The 19,124-nt window shown below is 69.2% G+C and carries 15 protein-coding genes and 1 riboswitch; of the genes, 9 read left to right on the top strand and 6 right to left on the bottom strand.

Features of this window, described 5'->3' with window-relative positions; genetic code table 11:
• Positions 1–45 precede the first annotated feature (45 nt).
• Positions 46–1,728 carry an ABC-F family ATP-binding cassette domain-containing protein gene (locus AC1MFI_RS05495; RefSeq protein ID WP_479820112.1) on the bottom strand — a complete coding sequence of 561 codons (1,683 nt, stop codon included), beginning with the start codon at positions 1,726–1,728 and terminating at the stop codon, positions 46–48.
• A 68-nt stretch (positions 1,729–1,796) separates the two neighbouring features.
• A complete protein-coding gene (locus tag AC1MFI_RS05490) occupies positions 1,797–2,522 on the bottom strand; it encodes a response regulator (RefSeq protein WP_479820111.1) in 726 nt (241 codons plus the stop codon).
• 102 nt (positions 2,523–2,624) lie between these two features.
• Between AC1MFI_RS05490 and AC1MFI_RS05485 the strand changes: the two genes are divergently transcribed.
• The 4 genes from AC1MFI_RS05485 (at position 2,625) to AC1MFI_RS05470 (ending at position 6,536) form a co-directional block, all read left to right on the top strand.
• Positions 2,625–3,449 carry an alpha/beta fold hydrolase gene (locus AC1MFI_RS05485; protein WP_479820110.1) on the top strand — a complete coding sequence of 275 codons (825 nt, stop codon included), beginning with the start codon at positions 2,625–2,627 and terminating at the stop codon, positions 3,447–3,449.
• A 129-nt stretch (positions 3,450–3,578) separates the two neighbouring features.
• The gene (locus tag AC1MFI_RS05480) at positions 3,579–4,022 is read left to right on the top strand and encodes a MarR family winged helix-turn-helix transcriptional regulator (protein WP_479820109.1); all 444 of its coding nucleotides are present in this window, start codon (positions 3,579–3,581) and stop codon (positions 4,020–4,022) included.
• Positions 4,023–4,224: 202 nt separating this feature from the next.
• Entirely contained in the window at positions 4,225–5,685 is a 1,461-nt protein-coding gene (locus tag AC1MFI_RS05475) for an aminotransferase class I/II-fold pyridoxal phosphate-dependent enzyme (protein WP_479820108.1), read from the top strand.
• A gap of 119 nt (positions 5,686–5,804) precedes the next feature.
• A complete protein-coding gene (locus tag AC1MFI_RS05470; RefSeq protein ID WP_479820107.1) occupies positions 5,805–6,536 on the top strand; it encodes a GAF and ANTAR domain-containing protein in 732 nt (243 codons plus the stop codon).
• A gap of 71 nt (positions 6,537–6,607) precedes the next feature.
• Here the strand turns inward: AC1MFI_RS05470 and AC1MFI_RS05465 are convergent, their stop codons facing one another.
• From AC1MFI_RS05465 to gcvP, 4 genes are read right to left on the bottom strand one after another with little or no spacing between them, the layout of a single operon-like run.
• A complete protein-coding gene (locus AC1MFI_RS05465) occupies positions 6,608–7,414 on the bottom strand; it encodes a methylenetetrahydrofolate reductase (RefSeq protein WP_479820106.1) in 807 nt (268 codons plus the stop codon).
• Between the two features lie 6 nt (positions 7,415–7,420).
• Entirely contained in the window at positions 7,421–8,794 is a 1,374-nt protein-coding gene (locus AC1MFI_RS05460; RefSeq protein WP_479820105.1) for an L-serine ammonia-lyase, read from the bottom strand.
• Complete coding sequence (gene gcvT, locus AC1MFI_RS05455) at positions 8,791–9,924, bottom strand: glycine cleavage system aminomethyltransferase GcvT (RefSeq protein ID WP_479820104.1); 1,134 nt, start codon at positions 9,922–9,924, stop codon at positions 8,791–8,793. Before gcvT ends, AC1MFI_RS05460 begins: the two co-directional genes overlap by 4 nt.
• 13 nt (positions 9,925–9,937) lie before the next feature.
• Positions 9,938–12,832 (bottom strand): aminomethyl-transferring glycine dehydrogenase, encoded by a 2,895-nt coding sequence (gcvP, locus tag AC1MFI_RS05450; protein WP_479820103.1) that lies wholly within the window; start codon positions 12,830–12,832, stop codon positions 9,938–9,940.
• Positions 12,833–12,986: 154 nt separating this feature from the next.
• Positions 12,987–13,089, bottom strand: a riboswitch (glycine riboswitch).
• 217 nt (positions 13,090–13,306) lie between these two features.
• Here gcvP and AC1MFI_RS05445 point away from each other — a divergent pair.
• From AC1MFI_RS05445 to AC1MFI_RS05425, 5 genes are all read left to right on the top strand, one after another.
• The gene (locus AC1MFI_RS05445) at positions 13,307–14,344 is read left to right on the top strand and encodes an SGNH/GDSL hydrolase family protein (RefSeq protein ID WP_479820102.1); all 1,038 of its coding nucleotides are present in this window, start codon (positions 13,307–13,309) and stop codon (positions 14,342–14,344) included.
• A gap of 99 nt (positions 14,345–14,443) precedes the next feature.
• Positions 14,444–15,475 (top strand): LLM class flavin-dependent oxidoreductase, encoded by a 1,032-nt coding sequence (locus AC1MFI_RS05440; protein ID WP_479820101.1) that lies wholly within the window; start codon positions 14,444–14,446, stop codon positions 15,473–15,475.
• Between the two features lie 107 nt (positions 15,476–15,582).
• Positions 15,583–18,066, top strand: a complete 2,484-nt coding sequence (locus tag AC1MFI_RS05435) for a molybdopterin oxidoreductase family protein (RefSeq protein WP_479820100.1) — start codon at positions 15,583–15,585, stop codon at positions 18,064–18,066.
• Positions 18,063–18,524 carry a hypothetical protein gene (locus tag AC1MFI_RS05430; protein WP_479820099.1) on the top strand — a complete coding sequence of 154 codons (462 nt, stop codon included), beginning with the start codon at positions 18,063–18,065 and terminating at the stop codon, positions 18,522–18,524. The genes AC1MFI_RS05435 and AC1MFI_RS05430 overlap by 4 nt, the downstream gene beginning before the upstream one ends.
• Positions 18,521–19,072, top strand: a complete 552-nt coding sequence (locus tag AC1MFI_RS05425) for an HPP family protein (protein WP_479820098.1) — start codon at positions 18,521–18,523, stop codon at positions 19,070–19,072. Before AC1MFI_RS05430 ends, AC1MFI_RS05425 begins: the two co-directional genes overlap by 4 nt.
• Positions 19,073–19,124: the final 52 nt, after the last annotated feature.

Raw genomic sequence — 19,124 nt, 5'->3', positions numbered from 1 at the left:
TCCACCGACTGTGGATAACCCTGTGGAGGAGTTGTGGATGACCGTTCAGCGCGCGCGGACGACCCTGCTCTCGTCCCAGACGGGCTCCTTCGTCTCGTACACCTTGCCGTCGGACCCGAAGACGAGGAACCGGTCGAAGCTCCGGGCGAACCAGCGGTCGTGCGTCACGGCCATCACGGTGCCCTCGAACGCTTCGATGGCACGCTCCAGCGCCTCGGCCGAATGCAGGTCGAGGTTGTCCGTGGGCTCGTCGAGCAGCAGGAGGGTCGCCCCGGAGAGCTCGAGCAGCAGGATCTGCAGTCGGGCCTGCTGCCCGCCGGAGAGCGAGTCGTAGGGCTGCTCCGCCTGCGCCGCCAGTCCGTAACGGTCGAGCACGGCGGACGCCGCTTCCCTGCCCAGCCCCGACCGGTGTTCGTCACCGCGGTGCAGGATGTCGATGAGGGTGCGTCCGAGCAGGTCCGGACGGGAGTGCGTCTGCGCGAAGAACCCGGGCCGGATCCGCGCGCCCAGCTTGACGGAGCCCTCGTGCGGGACCGCCGCGATGTCGACGTCGGACACCGGCAGGTGCTCCCGGTCCGGATCGGAGCCTCCACCGGCCAGCAGGCGCAGGAAGTGCGACTTGCCCGAGCCGTTCGATCCGAGGACGCCGACGCGGTCCCCGAACCAGATCTCCGTGCTGAACGGCTTCATGAGCCCCGTCAGCTCGAGCTTCTGGGCGACGACGGCGCGCTTGGCGGTCCGCCCGCCCTGAAGCCGCATGGACACGTTCTGCTCGAGCGGGATCGCTTCGGGCGGACCGGCCTCGAGGAACTTCGCGAGGCGTGTCTGGGCTGCGTGGTAGCGGTTTGCCATGTCAGAGCGGAACGCGGCCTTGTTCTTGTACATGTTGACGAGTTCCTTGAGCTTGAGGTGCTCCTCGTCCCAGCGCTTGCGCAGCTCCTCGAACCGCGCGTTGCGGTCCTCGCGTGCCTTCAGGTAGGTCTCGAAGCCGCCACCGTGCGTCCACGACGACGCCCCGAGGGCCCCGGGCTCGAGCGTCACGATGCGGGTCGCAGCGTTGGCCAGCAACTCGCGGTCGTGGCTGACGAAGAGCACGGACTTCTTCGACTCGCGCAGCTTCGCTTCCAGCCAGCGCTTGCCGGGGACGTCGAGGTAGTTGTCGGGCTCGTCGAGGAGCAGCAGTTCGTCGGGGCCGGAGAACAGCGCCTCCAGCACGAGCCGCTTCTGCTCGCCGCCAGAGAGCGACGACGCCGCCCTGTACTGCGCGCGGTCGAACGGGACGCCGAGGGCGGCCATGGTGACCTCGTCCCACGTGGTCTCGAGCTCATAGCCGCCGGCATCGCCCCAGTCGGCGATGGCCTGTGCGTACCTCATCTGCGTGGGCTCGTCCTCGGCCTCCATCATGGCGAGCTCGGCGTCGTCGATCCTCTTCGCCGCGGCCGCCAGAACGGGTGGCGCGGCCGAGACGAGGAGGTCGCGGACGGTCGTGTCGTCGCGGACCTGGCCGACGAACTGGCGCATGATGCCCATGGTCCCCGATCGGCTCACCGATCCTTCGTCGGGCGCGAGGTCACCGGCGATGATCCGCAGCAGCGTCGTCTTGCCGGTACCGTTCGGCCCGATCAGGGCCGTCTTGTGACCGTCGCCGACCTTGAAGGCCACGCCGTTGAGCAGTTGCCTGCCGTCGGAGAGGAAGTAGTCGATACCGGAAATGTCGAGATGAGCCACACCTCCAGTCTTCCATCCACGGACAAACCGCGGCACAGGCGGCGTCCGATGCAGGCGCCGGAGGAGGGTCAGTGCGCGGAGTCGCCCGGCATCATGCGGTAGCCCACGCCGCGGACCGTCCGGATGAAACTCGGGTTGCTCATGTCCTCGCCGAGCTTCTTACGGAGGTTGCGGATATGCACCTCGACGAGGTGGTGGTCCTGGCTCCAGCCGTCGCCCCATACCCGGTTCAGGAGCGCCTCGCGCGTCCAGACCCGCTGGGCTCCGGTCAGGAGCGTCTCCAGCAGATCGAACTCGATGCGCGTCAGTGCCAGTTCCTGTCCGTCCAGCGTGACCACACGTCCCTCGACGTCCATCGTCAGGTTGTTGTGGCGGAGCAATTCATTACCCTCTGGTGGCGCACTGGCCGTCCCGGTACGGGGCCTGCGGAACATCGCCGAGACGCGCGCCGAGAGTTCCCTCGGACTGAAGGGCTTGCCGATGAAGTCGTCGGCCCCGATCTCCAGGCCGATCAGGCGGTCGATCTCGTCCTGCCGGGCCGTCACCATGACGATGTACGCGTCGCTGACGGCGCGGCACTGCCGGCAGACCTCGACGCCGTCGAGGTCCGGCAGGTTGAGGTCGAGCGTGATCAGGTCGGGTTTGTGCTCCTTCAACGCGGCCAGGCCGTCGAGTCCGGAGGCGGCCTCGATGATCAGGAAGCCGTTCATGCGAAGTGTGGTGGCGAGCAGTTCGCGGATATCCGGATCGTCCTCGACGATCAGCGCGGTGCGCTGGGGCGTGGAATCGGACATGAAACCAGCCTTCCACAGATCCGTGCCTCATAGGGTTCGCGAAGGGCGTTTCACCTGAACCGATCTTGAGGGAGGGACCGGGGCCCACCGTAGACTTCCCTGATGCAAGCGACGACACTCAGCACCGTGCAGGTGGAGGGCTTCACACTGCGTGTGCGGACGACGCCGGGACCGGAGGCGCCGGCCGCACCGAAGGCACCGTACGTCCTGATCCACGGCCTGGGCATGACGCACCGCTATCTCGACCGTCTACGCGCCGAACTGGCGGCAGACGCCGTCGTCCACTCCGTGGACCTGCCCGGCTACGGCCCCGACCCCCGACCCCCGACCCAGCTGGGCGTGCAGGAGCATGCCGCGCTGATCATCAAGGCACTCACGGCCCTGGGCGTGCGCTCGTGCACCCTCATCGGACACTCGATGGGCGTGCAGTTCGTCACGCAGGTCGCACTGCAGTCCCCCACCCTCGCGGAGCGGCTGGTCCTCATCGGGCCCGTGGTGGACCGGCGCCGGCGCACCATCGTCCAGCAGGCGGTCTCCCTCGGACACGACACGCTCCGCGAGAGCCCGTCCGCCAATCTCATCGTGTACTCGGACTATCTCCGCACGGGCGTGCGCTGGTACATGCGGCAGCTGCTGCCCATGATGGAATATCCGCTGGAACGCGCCATCGAGCGTGTCGGGTGCCCCGTGCTGGTGGTGCGGGGAGGCCGTGATCCGGTAGCGCGGCGACGGTGGTGCCGGGAACTCGTGGAGCGTGCCCGGCACGGCTCACTCGTGGAGATCGACGGGCAACCGCACGTCGTCCAGCACTCGGCAGCAGGCGCCGTTGCAGCAGCGATCATCGCGTTCAGTGGCCGCCCGGCCGACGGTGAGGCCGCTTTCTTGCCGGAAGCTTCGGACGGGTCAACGGGAAAACTTGAAGATTGAAGCGCATGATGGACCTAATGCAGTTGGTTCCGTCCCTTGTTCCACCGACCAGCTGCAAAGACACGACACCCGGCCGGCGCTGGTCTGCAGTACCGGCCGGGTGCTCCAAGCCCTCTGAAGGAGGATCCCATGCCTGAACTGGAAGAGTGGTCGACCAGCCGCCTGCTCACCACTGCCGCCCGGCTCGTCGACCACGCGTGGAACGAGAGGCTGCTCGACATCGGGATCACCCACGCCGGCTACACCACCCTCGGAGTGCTGTCCCGACAGGGCACGATGACGGGCGCGAAGCTCGCCCTCGCCGTCCACGTCCAGGCGCAGACCATCGGCAAGACCATCGAGAAGCTCGAGCGGCAGGGCTTCATCTCCCGCATCCGCGACAGCATCGACCGTCGGAGCCAGCGCATCACCATCACCCCGGCCGGCGTCGAGGCGCTCGCCAAGGCCGAGGACATCGAGCGCACGCTGATGGTGGGCGAAGGTCTCGAATCCTATGAGCTGCGGAGCCTCCTCCGCGGCATCGTCGGGGAACTCGCCCCTCAGCGCCAGAAACCCGCAGCCGCCATCATCTGAGCGGCCGCACAGGAAACCCCCGCACCACCACGAAGAACGGCCGTCCTGGGGACGGCCGTTCTTCTTCTGCGCGTCCCACCCCTTGCTGTTCCACTGCACAACCTGTTCCGATGCGCGGCAAGGATTCATCCTTGACGCGTTCCGGGCATGCTTGGCACGTTTGATCAGTAAGCATGCTTCGTGGTTGAACAAGGGAGACCCGATGGACCAGAACGAGACGCCTGTCCTGACCGCTCTGGCCGAGCACCAGAAACTCGGACGGTACGGTTTCACTCCGCCGGCGCACCGGCAGGGCCGGGGTGTCGATCCGCGGGTGCTGGAGGTCCTGGGCGAGCAGAGCTTCCGGTCCGATGTGCTGGCCAGTTCCGGACTCGATGACAGGAAGTCGTCCAACGGGTACCTGCAGCACGCGCAGGAGTTGATGGCGGAGGCTGTCGGGGCGGACCAGACGTTCTTCTCCACGTGTGGCAGTTCCCTGTCGGTGAAGGCGGCGATCCTCGCGGTCACGCACGGAGAGGGCGAGATCCTGATCGGTCGGGACGCCCACAAGTCCGTGGTCTCGGCCCTGGTCCTGGGAGGCCTCCAGCCGCGGTGGATTCGGCCGAGCTGGGACAACGACCTCAAACTCGCACACCCCCCGACCCCGGGCGAGGTCGAGGCGATGTGGGAGAAGTACCCCGACGCCTCCGCGGCCCTCATCGTCAGCCCGACCCCGTACGGGACGTGTGCGGACATCGAGGCGATAGCGAAGATCTGCCACGACCGGGGCAAGCCGCTGATCATCGACGAGGCCTGGGGGGCGCAGTTGCCCTTCCACTCGGACACCCCGACCTGGGCGATGTCCGCGGGCGCGGATCTGTGCGTGGTGAGCGTGCACAAGATGGGCATCGGTTTCGAGCAGGGCTCGGTCTTCCACCTCCAGGGAGACCTCGTGGACCCCATCCGGCTGGAGCACTGCAAGGACATCCTCTCCACGACCAGCGCGAACGTGATGATGTACGCGGCGATCGACGGGTGGCGGCGCCAGATGGTCCAGTACGGACACGACATCATCGAACGGACCCTCGCCCTGACCCGCCGGGTGCGGGAGCAGATCGAGGAACTGCCCGGCCTGCACGTCCTCGAGGAGGAACTGACCTCCCACGAGGCATCGAAGGATCTCGACATCCTGCACGTCCTCGTGGACGTCTCGGGCCTGCGCATCACCGGCTACCAGGCCCATGACTGGCTGCGGGAGAACTGCCTGCTGGACTTCGGCACCACGGACCACCGCCGGTTCGAGATCACGATGTCCATCTCGGACGACGAGTCGACCGTGGATCGGCTGATGGACGGACTGCGCCTGCTCATCGACGCCGCCCCGACCTTCCCGGAGTCACCTGCCGTCCTCATTCCCGAGGAGGGCGAGCTGGACCTGGAGACCGCCATGCTGCCGCGGGATGCGTTCTTCGGGCCGGTCGAGGACATCCCCGTGGCGGACTCGGTCGGCCGGATCGTCGCCGAGTTGGCCACGCCCTACCCTCCGGGGGTCCCCGTGTTCCTGCCCGGTGAGCGCATCAACGAGGCCTCCATCAAGTACCTGCGCAGCGGTGTCGAGGCCGGCATGGTCCTCCCCGACCCGGGCGACGCCTCTCTCGACACCATCCGGGTCGTCAGGGAGTAGCGCAGCGGCGTTGCCGGCACCCTGATCGTGGTCCTGCGCCCGGGAGGATGAGGCAGACGGCTCTCCGCGCGACGAGTCGTTTCGCTAGACAATCTAAGGAGGCGCCGTAAAATGACGAGGTGAACGCGGAACAGCACGATGCGGCGGCGATCGACGAACTCCAGGACCTCATGCTCAGCAACGAGAGCGTGGACCAGTTCCTGCAGGACCTCGCAGGCCTCTCGTCGCGTATCCTCGGTGCCTCGATGGAGGTCGAGTGCGGCGTCACGTACCGCCACCGGAACCTGGCGACGACCGTGGCCTGCAGCAGCGACGAGGCACGCATGCTGGACGAGATCCAGTACGGCTTCGGCGACGGCCCGTGCCTGCACGCGATCAGCACCGGCCACACCGTGATCGTCGACGACGTCCGGACGGACGGCCGGTGGCCCGACTACTTCGGCGTCGTGGCCGACCACGAGTACTACGCCATGATGGGCGTCCCCCTGGTGCTCGGACCGGAAGGTGGAGCCGCACTGAACTTCTATGCAGCCACCCCGAGCACCTTCACGAGCAGCACGCAGGAGCTGGCGGAGGGCTTTGCCGAGCAGGCCGCGAAGGCGCTGCAGATGGTGCTTCGCGTGTCCCGTCACGCCAACACCTCGACGAATCTCAAGGCGGCCATGGAGTCGCGGACCACGATCGACATCGCGATCGGGATCATCATGGGCCAGAACCGCTGCACACAGCCCGAGGCGTACGCCATGCTGACCCGTGCCTCGAATGCGCAGAACGTGAAGGTCCGCGAGATCGCGCGCCGCATCGTCCATGGCATCTCCACGGAACAGGCGCAGACGCACTTCGCGCCCTGACGGGATGTCCGTTGTCCGCGATCGCTCCGGGTGCACGGAACTCGCCGGCGAGCCGGGGGCGTCGCCGGACCTCAGCCGGCGGGGCGGGTCGGGTCGGACGCGGCCAGCCCCGCGAGGTCGTTGAAGGTGTAGACGTGGAGGCCCGCGTACCCTGCACCGTCGAGCGCCGTCACCAGGGGCGCGGGATCGTAGGACGCGGACGAGAGGAGCTGCCTCACCACGGACCCGGTGCCGGCACCCCCCACCGATCGCTTCAGGAAGCCGAGGGACTGTCCGACGCCGATACTGCCTGCCAGCCGGATCAGGCGGCCCATCCGCACGGGACCGGGGATACCCGCCCACACCGGCAGGGCGACGCCGTCCGCCCGCAGCCGCGTGGGGAAGGCCCCCAGCACCTCCGACGAGAAGCACAGCTGCGTCACGCACCAGGACGCGAGCTCCTGCTTCGCCAGCAGGGACCTCGTGAGCTCCTCGTCCGCGGTCGCGGGGTGTCCCTCCGGGTATACGGCGATGCCCATGCGGAGGGTCCCCCCGGACAGGTCCGCGACGTCCTCCATCAGGGAGCCGCTCCAGGCGTAGGAGCCGGCCGCGACCGCCGCATCACCGCCGACCACGAACACATCGGCGATGCCGGCGTCCAGGCACCGTGCGACGTACCCGGCGAGCTCCGCGCGTCCGCCAACGGACCGGGCCGCCAGGTGGGGGACGGCCGTGTACCCGGCTTCGGCCAGCTCCACCGCGAGATCCACGGCCTTCCGCGGACCGTGGTGGGGCAGGCACGTGACGGTCACGGCTGCGGGGGCGGGGAGGTGCGCGCGGAGACGCTCCGTCAGGCCCTCCCCCGGAACGACCTCGATGCGGACCGGCAGGTCAGCCACGCGCGGTCAGCACTCCACGACGTTCAGGGCGAGCCCGCCGCGTGCGGTCTCCTTGTACTTGTCCATCATGTCGGCGCCGGTGTCGCGCATGGTCTTGATGGCGACGTCGAGCGAGACATGGTGCTGCCCATCGCCGCGGACGGCCATGCGTGCCGCGGTGATGGCCTTCATCGCCCCGACGGCGTTCCGTTCGATGCAGGGGATCTGGACGAGGCCGCCGACGGGGTCGCAGGTCAGCCCGAGGTTGTGCTCGATCCCGATCTCGGCCGCGTTCTCGACCTGCTCCGGAGTCCCACCCAGCACCTCCGCCAGCGCCCCCGCCGCCATGGCGCAGGCGGAGCCGACCTCGCCCTGGCAGCCCACCTCGGCACCTGAGATCGAGGCGTTCTTCTTGAAGAGCGAGCCGATCGCCGTGGCGGCGAGCAGGAACCGGATGACGCCGTCGTCGTCGGCTCCCGGCACGAAGTCCACGTAGTACTTCAGGACGGCTGGGATGATGCCGGCCGCCCCGTTGGTCGGCGCCGTCACCACGCGCCCGCCCGCGGCGTTTTCCTCGTTGACGGCGAGGGCGAAGAGGGTGACCCACTCCATGGTGCCGAGACGATCGTCCGGGTCATCCGCCTTCTCCAGCAGTTGCCGCTGCCGTTCCGCCCGGCGCCGGACGTTCAGCCCGCCGGGCAGGATCCCGCCCGTCGTCGTGCCCCGCCGGATGGTGTCCTGCATGACACCCCAGATCTCGAGCAGCCCCACCCGCACCTCGTCCTCCGTGCGCCAGGACAGTTCGTTGGCCAGGACGACGTCGGAGAAGGACCAGCCGGTGGTCCGACAGATGTCCAGCAACTGGTCCGCGGTACCGAAGGGGTGGGACACCGGGACCGGCTGGAGGACCGCCGTCTCGGACCCGATCTGGTCCTCGTCCAGTACGAATCCGCCACCGACCGAGAAGTATTCCCTGGTTCGCATAACTGCCCCGGTCCTGGAATATGCCGAGAAACGCATGCCATTGGTGTGATAATCGAGGCGCTGTCGGCGGTGCAGGACGACGTCCGCCTGGGGGTGGAACGGAATGGGGTGACCACCCGCGAGGTTCAGCGTCAGGTCCTCGCCGATGCGGGTCACCCGGGCATCTGCCGAGGTCGGATCCACCAGGTGCGGCTGGTCGCCCTCGAGCCCGAGCAGCACCGCCTTGACCGTGCCGTGCCCGTGGCCGGTGGACCCGAGCGAACCGAAGAGCTCCACCTGCACGCGCTGCACGTCGGCCAGCAGGCTTTCGGTGCGTAGCACCTCCGTGAAGAGGTGGGCCGCGGTCATCGGTCCGCCCGTGTGGGAGCTGGAGGGTCCGATGCCGATCTTGAACAGGTCGAAGGCGCTGATCGTCACTGGGGCGTACCGGCGGGCTTCGCGCGCCTGTAGAACGGCGTGGGGATGACGGTGAAGGGTTCGGGCCGCCCCCGCAGATCCACCTGCACCTCGGTGCCGACGGCAGTATATGCCGCGTCCACGTAGGCGAGCGCCACGGGGTACCCGAGGGTGGGGCTCGGCAGCCCCGACGTCACCGTCCCGACGACAGCACCGTCCACGACGACGTCGTACCCGGCCCGCGCCGACCGGCGGCCGACGGCACGGAGCCCGACGAGGCGCCGCGCCGGCTCGACCGCCTTCAGGGGCTCGAGCACCGAACGACCCACGAAGTCGTCGGGCTTCTTCGTGCTGACCACGGGTCCGAGACCGGCTTCGAAGGGGTTCGTGTCGAGCCCGAGTTCGTGACCGTAGAGCGGCATGCCCGCCTCGAGCCGCAGCGAGTCACGGGCTGCGAGGCCGCAGGGCAGCAGCCCGTGCTTCCTGCCCGCCTCCAGCGCTGCGTTCCAGAGCCGCACCGCGACGTTATCGCCGAGGAAGATCTCGAAACCGTCCTCGCCGGTGTAGCCCGTGCGGGCCAGGAGCACGGGCAGGCCGGCCAGTTCGAGCTCCGCCACGGCGTAGTACTTCAGGCCGCGGATGACGGCGGCGTCCTCGGGGCGCGCCAGATCGAGGAGGACTGCCTCTGCCGTGGGACCCTGCACCGCGACGAGCGCCGTGGTGTCCGACTGGTCCTCCACTGCGACGTCGAACCCCTTGGCCCGTAGGCGCAGCTCCTCGGCGACCACGGACGCGTTGGAGGCGTTCGGCACCACGAGGAAGGAGTCCTCGGTCAGCCGGTAGGTGATGAGGTCGTCGATCACCCCGCCCGCCTCGTTGCAGATCAGCGAGTACTTCGCCTTGCCCACGGCGAGTACCGCGAGGTTGCTGACGAGGGCGTAGTTGAGGAACTGCGCGGCCTGCGGGCCGCTGACGAGCACCTCCCCCATGTGGGACAGGTCGAAGAGGCCCGCGGCCCTGCGCACCGTGTGGTGCTCTTCGAGTTCGCTCCGGTACTTCAGGGGCATCTGCCAGCCGCCGAAGTCGGTGAACGACGCCCCGTGCGCCTCGTGCTGGGTATACAGGGCGGTGTGCTTGCTCTGCTCGCTCATGGTCGGCGGATTCCTAGTCTTCGAAGGCTTCGATGGGCGGGCAGGAGCAGACGAGGTTGCGGTCGCCGTGGGCGCCGTCGATCCTGCGCACCGGGGAGAAGTACTTGTCGTGGCGCAGCGAGCGCAGCGGGTAGGCCGCGAGCTCACGGGAATAGGCCTGCGTCCACTCGTCGCTGACGAGCACCTGCGCGGTGTGCGGCGCCTGGCGCAGCGGGCTCTCCTCGATGCTGAACTCACCGGCCGCCACGCGGTCGATCTCTCCCTTGATCGCGATCATCGCATCGATGAAGCGGTCCAGCTCGGCGAGGTCCTCGGACTCGGTGGGCTCGACCATCAGCGTGCCCGCCACGGGGAACGACAGCGTCGGCGCGTGGAACCCGTAGTCGATGAGCCGCTTCGCGACGTCCTCGGCGGTCACGCCGGTGGCCGCGGTCAGCGGTCGGAGGTCGAGGATGCACTCGTGCGCCACGAGGCCCTGCACTCCCGTGTAGAGCACGGGGAAGTGCTCCGTCAGGCGGGCGGCCACGTAGTTGGCCGCGAGCAGGGCGTGCGCCGTCGCGCTGGTGAGCCCTTCGGAACCCATGAGGGCGATGTAGGCCCAGGAGATCGGCAGGACGCCGGCCGATCCGTACATCGATCCCGACACGGGCGTGCCACCCTCGGCGTCGCGGCCGCCGTCGGTCGCGATGTCCCGGTTCGCGTCACCGGGCAGGAACGGCGCGAGGTGCGATGCCACGGCGACGGGGCCGACGCCCGGTCCGCCACCGCCGTGCGGGATGCAGAAGGTCTTGTGCAGGTTCAGGTGGGAGACGTCGCCGCCGAACTCGCCCGGCTGGGCGAGCCCCACGAGCGCGTTGAGGTTGGCGCCGTCGATGTAGACCTGGCCGCCGGCGGCGTGCACCTTCTCGCAGACCCACCGCACGTCCTCCTCGAACACGCCGTGCGTCGAGGGGTAGGTGATCATGATGGCCGAGAGGTTCTCGGCGTGCTGATCGATCTTGGCGAGCAGGTCGTCGTGATCGATGTTGCCGTTGGCCGCCGTGCCGACCACCACGACCTTCATGCCGGCCAGGACGGCGGAGGCCGCGTTGGTGCCGTGCGCGGAGGACGGGATGAGGCAGACGGTGCGGTTCTCGTCGCCGCGCGAGCGGTGGTACCCGCGGATGGCGAGGAGGCCGGCGAGCTCGCCCTGCGACCCGGCATTGGGCTGCAGCGAGACGCGGTCGTAGCCGGTGATCTCGGCGAGGCGCTCCTCGAGGTCGGTGATGAGCTCGCGCCAGCCTTCGGTCTGGGCCTCGGGCGCGAAGGGGTGGATGGAGGCGAACCCGGGCCAGGAGATGGCTTCCATCTCGACCGTCGCGTTGAGCTTCATGGTGCAGGAGCCCAGCGGGATCATGGTGCGGTCCAGCGCCAGGTCCTTGTCGGAGAGGCGGCGCAGGTACCGGAGCATCGCCGTCTCCGAGCGGTGCAGCGAGAAGACGGGGTGCGTCATGAACCCCGATGTCCGGTGCAGGTCTGCGGGGATCCGCTCGCCTGCAGTCGCCGACCCGGTGTCGGTACCGCCGAAGACCGCCGCGACCGCCGCGATGTGCCCGGCCGTCGTGGTCTCGTCGCACGAGATGCCGAGGTGGTCGGCGTCGATGCGGCGGAGGTTGTAGCCCTGCGCCTCCGCCGTGTCCGCGTACTCGGCTGCCTTGCCGGGCACGCGGACCAGGAGGGTGTCGAAGAAGGCATCGTGCACGACGGCGGCGCCGGACCCGGCGAGGGCGTCCGCGAGTTCGACGGCCCGCCGATGCGTGGTGCGCGCGATCGCCTTCAGCCCCTCGGGACCGTGGTAGACGGCGTACATCGAAGCCACGATCGCCAGCAGTGCCTGGGCGGTGCAGATGTTGCTCGTGGCCTTCTCGCGGCGGATGTGCTGCTCACGCGTCTGCAGGGCGAGGCGGTAGGCGGGAGCGCCGTCGGCGTCCTTGGACACGCCGACCAGGCGTCCGGGCAGCATGCGCTCGAGGCCCTTGCGGACCGCCATGTAGGCGGCATGGGGGCCCCCGAAGAAGAGGGGGACACCGAAGCGCTGGGCCGAGCCGACGGCGATGTCCGCGCCCTGCTCGCCGGGAGGGGTGATGAGGGTCAGGGCCAGCAGATCGGCGGCGACCGTGACGAGTGCGCCGCGTTCCTTCGCCGCGCCGATGACTGCGGCATGGTTGCGCAGGGCACCGGACGCGCCGGGCTGCTGCAGGACCACGCCGTTGATGTCGCCGTCCGGCAACCCGGCCGCGAGGTCGGCGATCTCGACGTCGAACCCGAGCGCCTCGGCACGGCCGCGCACGACGGCGACGGTCTGCGGGAGGGCGTCGGCATCAATGACCGTGCGGCCCTTGTTCTTGCCGGAGCGGCGCATGAGGAGGACGGCCTCGGCGACGGCGGAGGCTTCGTCGAGCAGGGAGGCGTTGGCGATGTCGAGGGCGGTGAGGTCCTGCACCATCGTCTGGAAGTTCAGGAGGGCTTCGAGGCGGCCCTGGGAGATCTCGGGCTGGTAGGGCGTATAGGCGGTGTACCAGGCGGGCGACTCCAGGACGTTACGTCGGATGACCGGCGGAGTGACGGTGTCGAAGTACCCCTGGCCGATCATCTGGACGGCGGTCCGGTTGCGGCCGGCGATCCGCCGCAGCTGCGCCAGCACCTCCGTCTCACTGAGGGCCGCCGGCAGCTTCAGCGCGCGGTCGAGCCGGATGCTGGCGGGCACCGCCATGTCCACGAGCTTCTCGAGGCTCGGGTAGCCGAGGACCTCGAGCATCGTCCCGGCATCGGAGGTGCGGGGACCGATATGACGGTCGGCGAAGGTCGATGCGGTGCCGGATGCGGCGCCGGATGCGGTGCCGGATACCGAGTCGGGGAAGGCGGTCATGGGGAACTCCGTACGTCAGAAGGAAGCGCAGTCGCGCGTGCCTGGTCGAGTTCCTCCCCGCTCTGTAGGGGACCTGAGAGTTTCCGCAGGGCTCCGCGCCTGCTTGCACCGTCGGTGAGCGCCGGGCGTGCCCGATGCTGCTTTCCAGAGTTGCCTAGCCGCAGCGGTACTTTCGCCTGAGAGATTCCTGGGGAGGATTTGCTCCTACGGCGCCTACCGGTTTTGAGTCAACGGCAGAACTCTCCCGCTGCAGATCGATGGCGTATTCAGTTGGGGTATCGCGGCGTGTGAGCCGTCCCACAGTCTACCGCGCACGGCCGACGGGAGGCAAAGATACCCGGCTCAGCGGTGGAAGGGTAGCCCTCGCGGGCGTACGCCGGAAGGGTTGTGCTGAAGGCAGCCCTCGTCCTCCCTGCGGACCCTCCGGTGAGAATAGTGTTGGGGTAAACCCTGGCACCTGGAGTATCGATGTCGATGTCCCGTCTCCGCTGCGCCGTGGCCGTGGCCGTGCTGCTGGCGGCCGTCGCACGTCCAGTACAACCGGCCACCGCTGCCGGCGCCTCCTATGTCGCCCTCGGCGACTCCTACTCCTCGGGCACGGGGACGCGCGAGTACCTGGCGGACGGGACGAACTGCCGGCGATCGGTCCATGCGTATCCCCCGCTGATCGCGAGCGCTGCGGGATACGCGCTGAACTTCCGTGCCTGCTCGGGTGCCACGATTCCCGACGTCGTCACGGCCCAACTCAGCGCCCTCACACCGACGACGTCGTTCGTCTCCCTGAGCGTCGGCGGGAACGATGCGTCCTTCGTCGCCGTCCTGACCGAGTGCGCGAAGCCCGCCTGGATGAGCAACTGCAACGCGGCGATCGACCGCGCCCAGGCCGTCATCACCCAGCAGTTGCCCGGCGGCCTCGCCTCCCTGTATGCGCAGATCCGCGCCCGGGCCCCCCAGGCTTCCGTCACGATCGCGGGCTATCCACGGATCTTCAACGGTGAGGACTGCAACGCGGGCACCTGGTTCTCGCCCGCGGAGCAGGTCCGGCTGGACGCGACCGCGGACCTGCTGAACGCCACGACGGCGACGGCGGCCGCGGCGGCCGGCTTCACCTTCCGCAACCCCACGGCCGCCTTCGCCGCCCATTCGGTGTGCGACGACGTCGAATGGCTGAACGGGCTCTCGAACCCGATCTCGGATTCCTACCACCCCAATCGCACGGGGCATGCCGCCGGGTATGTGCCGCTGATCGGTTCCTCGCTGACGGAAGGCCCCATCGGTGTCACCCAGGCGACGCTGCGGTCCGCCGAGTCCTCCGCGCCGCGGCTCGCCCGGCAGCAGGCCGCGCATGCGGCCCTGGACGCGGGTATCACGCCGAAGGAATTCGTCCTGCCGGACCTGACCAGCCCCGCCGCCCGGGCTGCGGCGGCGCGTGCCGGTGTAGACCTCGAGGACCCCGCGAGCATCCGGCGGGCGGACCGTGCGGCGGAAGCCGGGCAGGATGCAGACCGTTAGCGGCGACTATATACATATGCATGGAATAACCCGGCGGCGGGGCAGGTTCAACCAACAGGCCCAGGGTGGGCCGGGAACGCCAAGCACGGGAGCGACACCATGGCACGCGAACTGGAACTCGGACTCGACACCTTCGGGGATGTCACGCGCGGACAGGACGGCAACCCCGTCCCTTACCCGCAGGTCATCCGGAACGTGATCGCCGAAGCGGTCCTCGCCGATCAGGTCGGTGTCGATTTCATCGGTGTCGGTGAGCATCACCGGGACGACTTCGCCGTCTCAGCACCGGAAACCGTGCTGGCGGCGATCGCCGGGCGGACGCAGCGCATCCGCCTCGGTTCCGCCGTGACGGTCCTCAGCTCGGATGATCCCGTCCGCGTGTACCAGCGCTTCGCGACGCTCGATGCCGCCTCGAACGGCCGCGCGGAGGTCATCCTGGGCCGCGGCTCCTTCACCGAGTCCTTCCCCCTCTTCGGCTATGAGCTCTCGGACTACGAACGCCTCTTCGAGGAGAAGCTCGACCTCTTCTCCGAGCTGATCAAGGAGGGCCCGGTCACGTGGTCCGGCAGCACACGCCCGGGACTGGACAACCACGAGGTCTACCCCAAGACCGACGGCGGTCGCCTCAAGACGTGGATCGGCGTCGGCGGCAGCCCCGAGTCCGTGGTGCGCGCCGCCCGCTACGGCATGCCCCTGATGCTCGCGATCATCGGCGGCGACCCCGCCCGGTTCGCCCCGTACGTGGACCTCTACCACCGGGCGCTCACGCAGCTCGGCCGGCCCACGCTCCCCATCGGCGTGCACTCGCCCGGCTACATCGCCGACTCGGACGAGCAGGCCCGCGAGGAGCTGTGGCCCGACAACCGCATCATGCGTGATCGGATCGGCCGCGAGCGCGGCTGGGGTCCGACGACCCGCGCGGAGTTCGACCAGGAGGCCGATTTCGGTTCGCTCTACGTCGGCTCGCCCGAGACCGTGGCGAAGAAGATCGCCGGGACGGCCCGGACCCTCGGCATCGACCGCTTCGACATGAAGTACAGCGCCGGCCCGCTGCCGCACGAGAAACTCATGCACAGCATCGAGCTCTACGGCACCAAGGTGATCCCGATGGTCCGGGAGATGCTGGCGTAGGCAAGGCCGATCGGGGAGGAACTTCTCCTCGCAGCGGCGGGAGGGCGGCGGTAGCGTGGGCGCGGAAACGCGCCACCCCGCGCCCCATCCCGTCGAGAGGCACCGCCATGATCGACCGCATTGCCGAGATCTGGGGCACCCGGACCCCTTACGCCCGGGACGAGCGCTGGCCCGTGCGCGTCGACCAGGCGCTCGCACCCGGCGTCGCGGAGGAGGACGTGGACCGCTGGGTGCAGTCCGCGTGCGTCCTGTGCAGCAACGGGTGCGGCTGCGACATCGCGGTCAAGGACGGCCGCATGGTGGGGATCCGAGGCCGCCAGGAGGACATCGTCAACCACGGCAGGCTGGGCCCCAAGGGCCTGTTCGGCAGCTGGCAGGGGGTCGAGCACCGTGACCGGCTCACCCGGCCGCTCATCCGCGTGGACGGCGAGCTCGTGGAGACGGACTGGGACACCGCGATGGGCCGCATCGTGGAGCGGAGCCGGCAGCTGCTGGACACGAAGGGGCCCCTCAGTCACGGTTTCTACACGACGGGCCAGCTGTTCCTGGAGGAGTACTACGCCCTCGGGATCCTCGGCAAGGCCGGTGTGGGGACACCCCACATGGACGGCAACACCCGCCTGTGCACCGCGACGGCCGCGACCGCCATGAAGGAGAGTTTCGGCGCGGACGGGCAGCCCGGCAGCTACGTGGACATCGACGAGTGTGACGCCATGTTCCTGTTCGGCCACAACATGGCGGAGACGCAGACGGTCCTCTGGATGCGCGTGCTGGACCGTCTCGCCGGGCCCAACCCACCGCGCGTGGTCTGCGTGGACCCCCGGGAGACGGAGGTGGCCCGGGTGGCCGAGGTCCACCTGGCCCTCCGCCCCGGCACCAACCTCGCCCTCATGAACGGCCTCGTCCGCGAACTCCTGGTCCACGGCTGGATCGACGAGCAGTACATCGCCGACCACACGCTGAACATCGACGAGCTGAGGGCGACGGTCGACCGCTGGACGCCGGAGGCCGTGGCCGAGACCTGCGGGGTCGACGCGGACGACGTCCGCCGGGCCGCGGAGATCTTCGGCACGAGCGAGCGCGTCCTGTCCACCGTGCTGCAGGGCTTCTACCAGTCCGCGCAGGCGACGGCGTCGTCCTGCCAGGTCAACAACCTGCACCTGCTGCGCGGATTGCTCGGACGGGAGGGGTGCGGCATCCTGCAGATGAACGGCCAGCCCACGGCACAGAACAACCGCGAGTGCGGAGCCGACGGTGACCTCCCCGGCTTCCGGAACTGGGAGAACTCGGACCATGTGCGGGAACTCGCGGAGCTGTGGGACGTGGAGCCGGACACGATCCCGCACTGGGCTCCCCCCACCCACGTCATGCAGATCTTCCGCTACGTGGAGCAGGGATCCATCGAGTTCCTGTGGGTCTCCGCCACCAATCCGGCGGTCTCCATGCCGCAGCTGGAGCGGATCCGCCGCATCCTGGACACGGAGGGCCTCTTCCTGGTGGTGCAGGACCTGTACCTCACCGAGACGGCGCAGTACGCGGACGTCGTCCTGCCGTGCGCGGCCTGGGGTGAGAAGACCGGGACCTTCACCAATGTGAACCGCACCGTGCACCTGTCCGAGAAGGCGGTGGAGCCGCCCGGTGAGGCCAGGAGCGATCTCGACGTATTCCTCGACTACTCGCGGCGCATGGGCTTCCGTACCCGCAGTGGCGCCCCACTGCTCGACTGGGCGGGCCCGGAGGACGGCTTCCGGGCCTGGCAGGAGTGCACGCGCGGCCGGCCGTGCGACTACACCGGGATCACCTACGAACGGCTGCGTGGCGGCAGCGGCATCCCCTGGCCGTGCAACGACGAGCACCCCGACGGGACCGTCCGTCTCTACGGGGACGGCGTCTTCCCCACGGATCCGGAGTACTGCGAGTCCTACGGCCATGACCTCCTCACCGGTGCCGCGACGGGCCCCGTCGTGTACCGCGCCAGGGTGGAGCCGGGAAAGGCCTGGCTGAAGAGCGAGGACTACCGGCCGCCGCACGAGGAGCCCAGCGAGGAGTACCCCCTGCGCTACAGCACCGGTCGCACCGTCTACCAGTTCCACACCAGGACCAAGACCGGGCGGAGCCGGCCCCTGAACCGGGCGGCTCCGGGCGCCTGGATCGAGATGTCCGTCCCGGACGCCGAGCGGCTGGGGCTTGTGGAGGGCGACGTCGTCGCGGTGCGGTCGGCGCGTGGACACCTCGAGGTGCCCGTACGGGTGGGCGACATCCGCGAGGGAACGGTGTTCGCGCCGTTCCACTACGGCTCGTGGGACCCCGACGGCGATGGAACGGACCACGCCGGCGCCTCCCACGCCGCGAACGAACTGACCGTGACGGAGTGGGATCCGGTGTCGAAGCAGCCCGTCTTCAAGAACGCCGCGGTGCGGATCGAGAAGCTGCGGCATGCAGGCGGGCCGGCACCGGCGCCCACCACGACCGCATCCCGGCCGGCACGGGCCGGGGTGCGGGCGACCGTGGGCGGAACGGCCGGCGAAGCCACCGAGAGGTTCCCGGACACCACCCCGCCGGCGGTCGCGACCCGCGAGGAGCAGCCATGAAACTCCCCGTCTACCTCGGCCTGCTGCAGGAGGCCGAGCACATCCTCGCCCGGTCGTTCCGTGTGGTCGCGGAGGGGCACGCCGACGAACCCGACGTCCATTTCATCGTCAGGACGCTCGCCGAGCAGTGCGACCGGCACATCGCGGCGCTGGGTCCCGTCATCGAGCGCTTCGGCGCCGATGTGGAGGGCGAGGAGGAGCACAGGGTCACGGCGGACGGCGTCGAGGAGGCGCGGTCCGGCCCGCTCGGCCTGCTGCTCGACCTGCAGGACCTCTACGTCCTCGTGCATCACCTGGACATCATGTGGACGATGACCGGCCAGGCTGCGGCGGGGAGCAGGGACCGGCAGTTGCTCGACATCGTGGCGGGCTGCGAGCAGGATTCCGACCTGCAGAGCAGGTGGCTCCGGACGCGGATGAAGCAGGCGGCTCCGCAGGCCCTGCTGGTGGCCCGGTGAAGGACGGCCCTTCCGCGCTCGACCGGATGCGCTCCCGGTACGGCACCGTGGGCGCCGGGGTCTACGCAGCGGCCCTCAGCCTCCTCACCCTGGCCGCCCTCGGACTCGTCGGCCTGGTGAGCCACCTGCCCTGGCTCTTCCCGAGCCTCGGGCCCACGGTCATGCTGTTCTTCGAATCCCCCGGACAGCCGGCATCCCGGCCCACCAACACGATCGTCGGGCACGGGGTGGGGCTCGCCGCCGGCGTGGCGTGCTTCTACGGATTCGGGACAGCTGACCTGCAGGCGGCACCGGTGGGAGGCCTCCAGGCGCCGCACGTCGTGGCCGGAGCGGTGTCCGTGGCCCTCACCACCCTCGTCCTGACGCTCCTGAGGATGCCCCACCCCCCGGCGGGAGCCACCACCCTGATCGTCAGCCTCGGCATCCTCCACACCCCGGTGCAGTTCGCGACCATGGCGGCCGCGATCGTGCTCCTGGCGGCACTCGGGTGGGCGCTGAACCTCCTGCTGGGCACACGGCCTGCGGGCAGGGACGGTGGCACCGCCTGACGTTCGCCTTTTCTTCGGTCTTCCTTCGCCCTTCGGCCACGGCGTGTTTGAA

This window comes from Arthrobacter sp. BC5 (assembly GCF_056680255.1).
Note: the sequence above shows the minus strand (reverse complement) of the source record. Positions and strands in the feature narration are given on the sequence as shown.

Excerpts from the sequence above, each read along its gene's own strand:
- gcvT (WP_479820104.1), bottom strand. The coding sequence starts at position 9,924 with ATGAGCGAGCAGAGCAAGCACACCGCCCTGTATACCCAGCACGAGGCG.
- AC1MFI_RS05440 (WP_479820101.1), top strand. The coding sequence starts at position 14,444 with ATGGCACGCGAACTGGAACTCGGACTCGACACCTTCGGGGATGTCACG.
- AC1MFI_RS05475 (WP_479820108.1), top strand. The coding sequence starts at position 4,225 with ATGGACCAGAACGAGACGCCTGTCCTGACCGCTCTGGCCGAGCACCAG.
- AC1MFI_RS05430 (WP_479820099.1), top strand. The coding sequence starts at position 18,063 with ATGAAACTCCCCGTCTACCTCGGCCTGCTGCAGGAGGCCGAGCACATC.
- AC1MFI_RS05480 (WP_479820109.1), top strand. The coding sequence starts at position 3,579 with ATGCCTGAACTGGAAGAGTGGTCGACCAGCCGCCTGCTCACCACTGCC.
- AC1MFI_RS05485 (WP_479820110.1), top strand. The coding sequence starts at position 2,625 with ATGCAAGCGACGACACTCAGCACCGTGCAGGTGGAGGGCTTCACACTG.
- gcvP (WP_479820103.1), bottom strand. The coding sequence starts at position 12,832 with ATGACCGCCTTCCCCGACTCGGTATCCGGCACCGCATCCGGCGCCGCA.
- AC1MFI_RS05490 (WP_479820111.1), bottom strand. The coding sequence starts at position 2,522 with ATGTCCGATTCCACGCCCCAGCGCACCGCGCTGATCGTCGAGGACGAT.
- AC1MFI_RS05445 (WP_479820102.1), top strand. The coding sequence starts at position 13,307 with ATGTCCCGTCTCCGCTGCGCCGTGGCCGTGGCCGTGCTGCTGGCGGCC.
- AC1MFI_RS05435 (WP_479820100.1), top strand. The coding sequence starts at position 15,583 with ATGATCGACCGCATTGCCGAGATCTGGGGCACCCGGACCCCTTACGCC.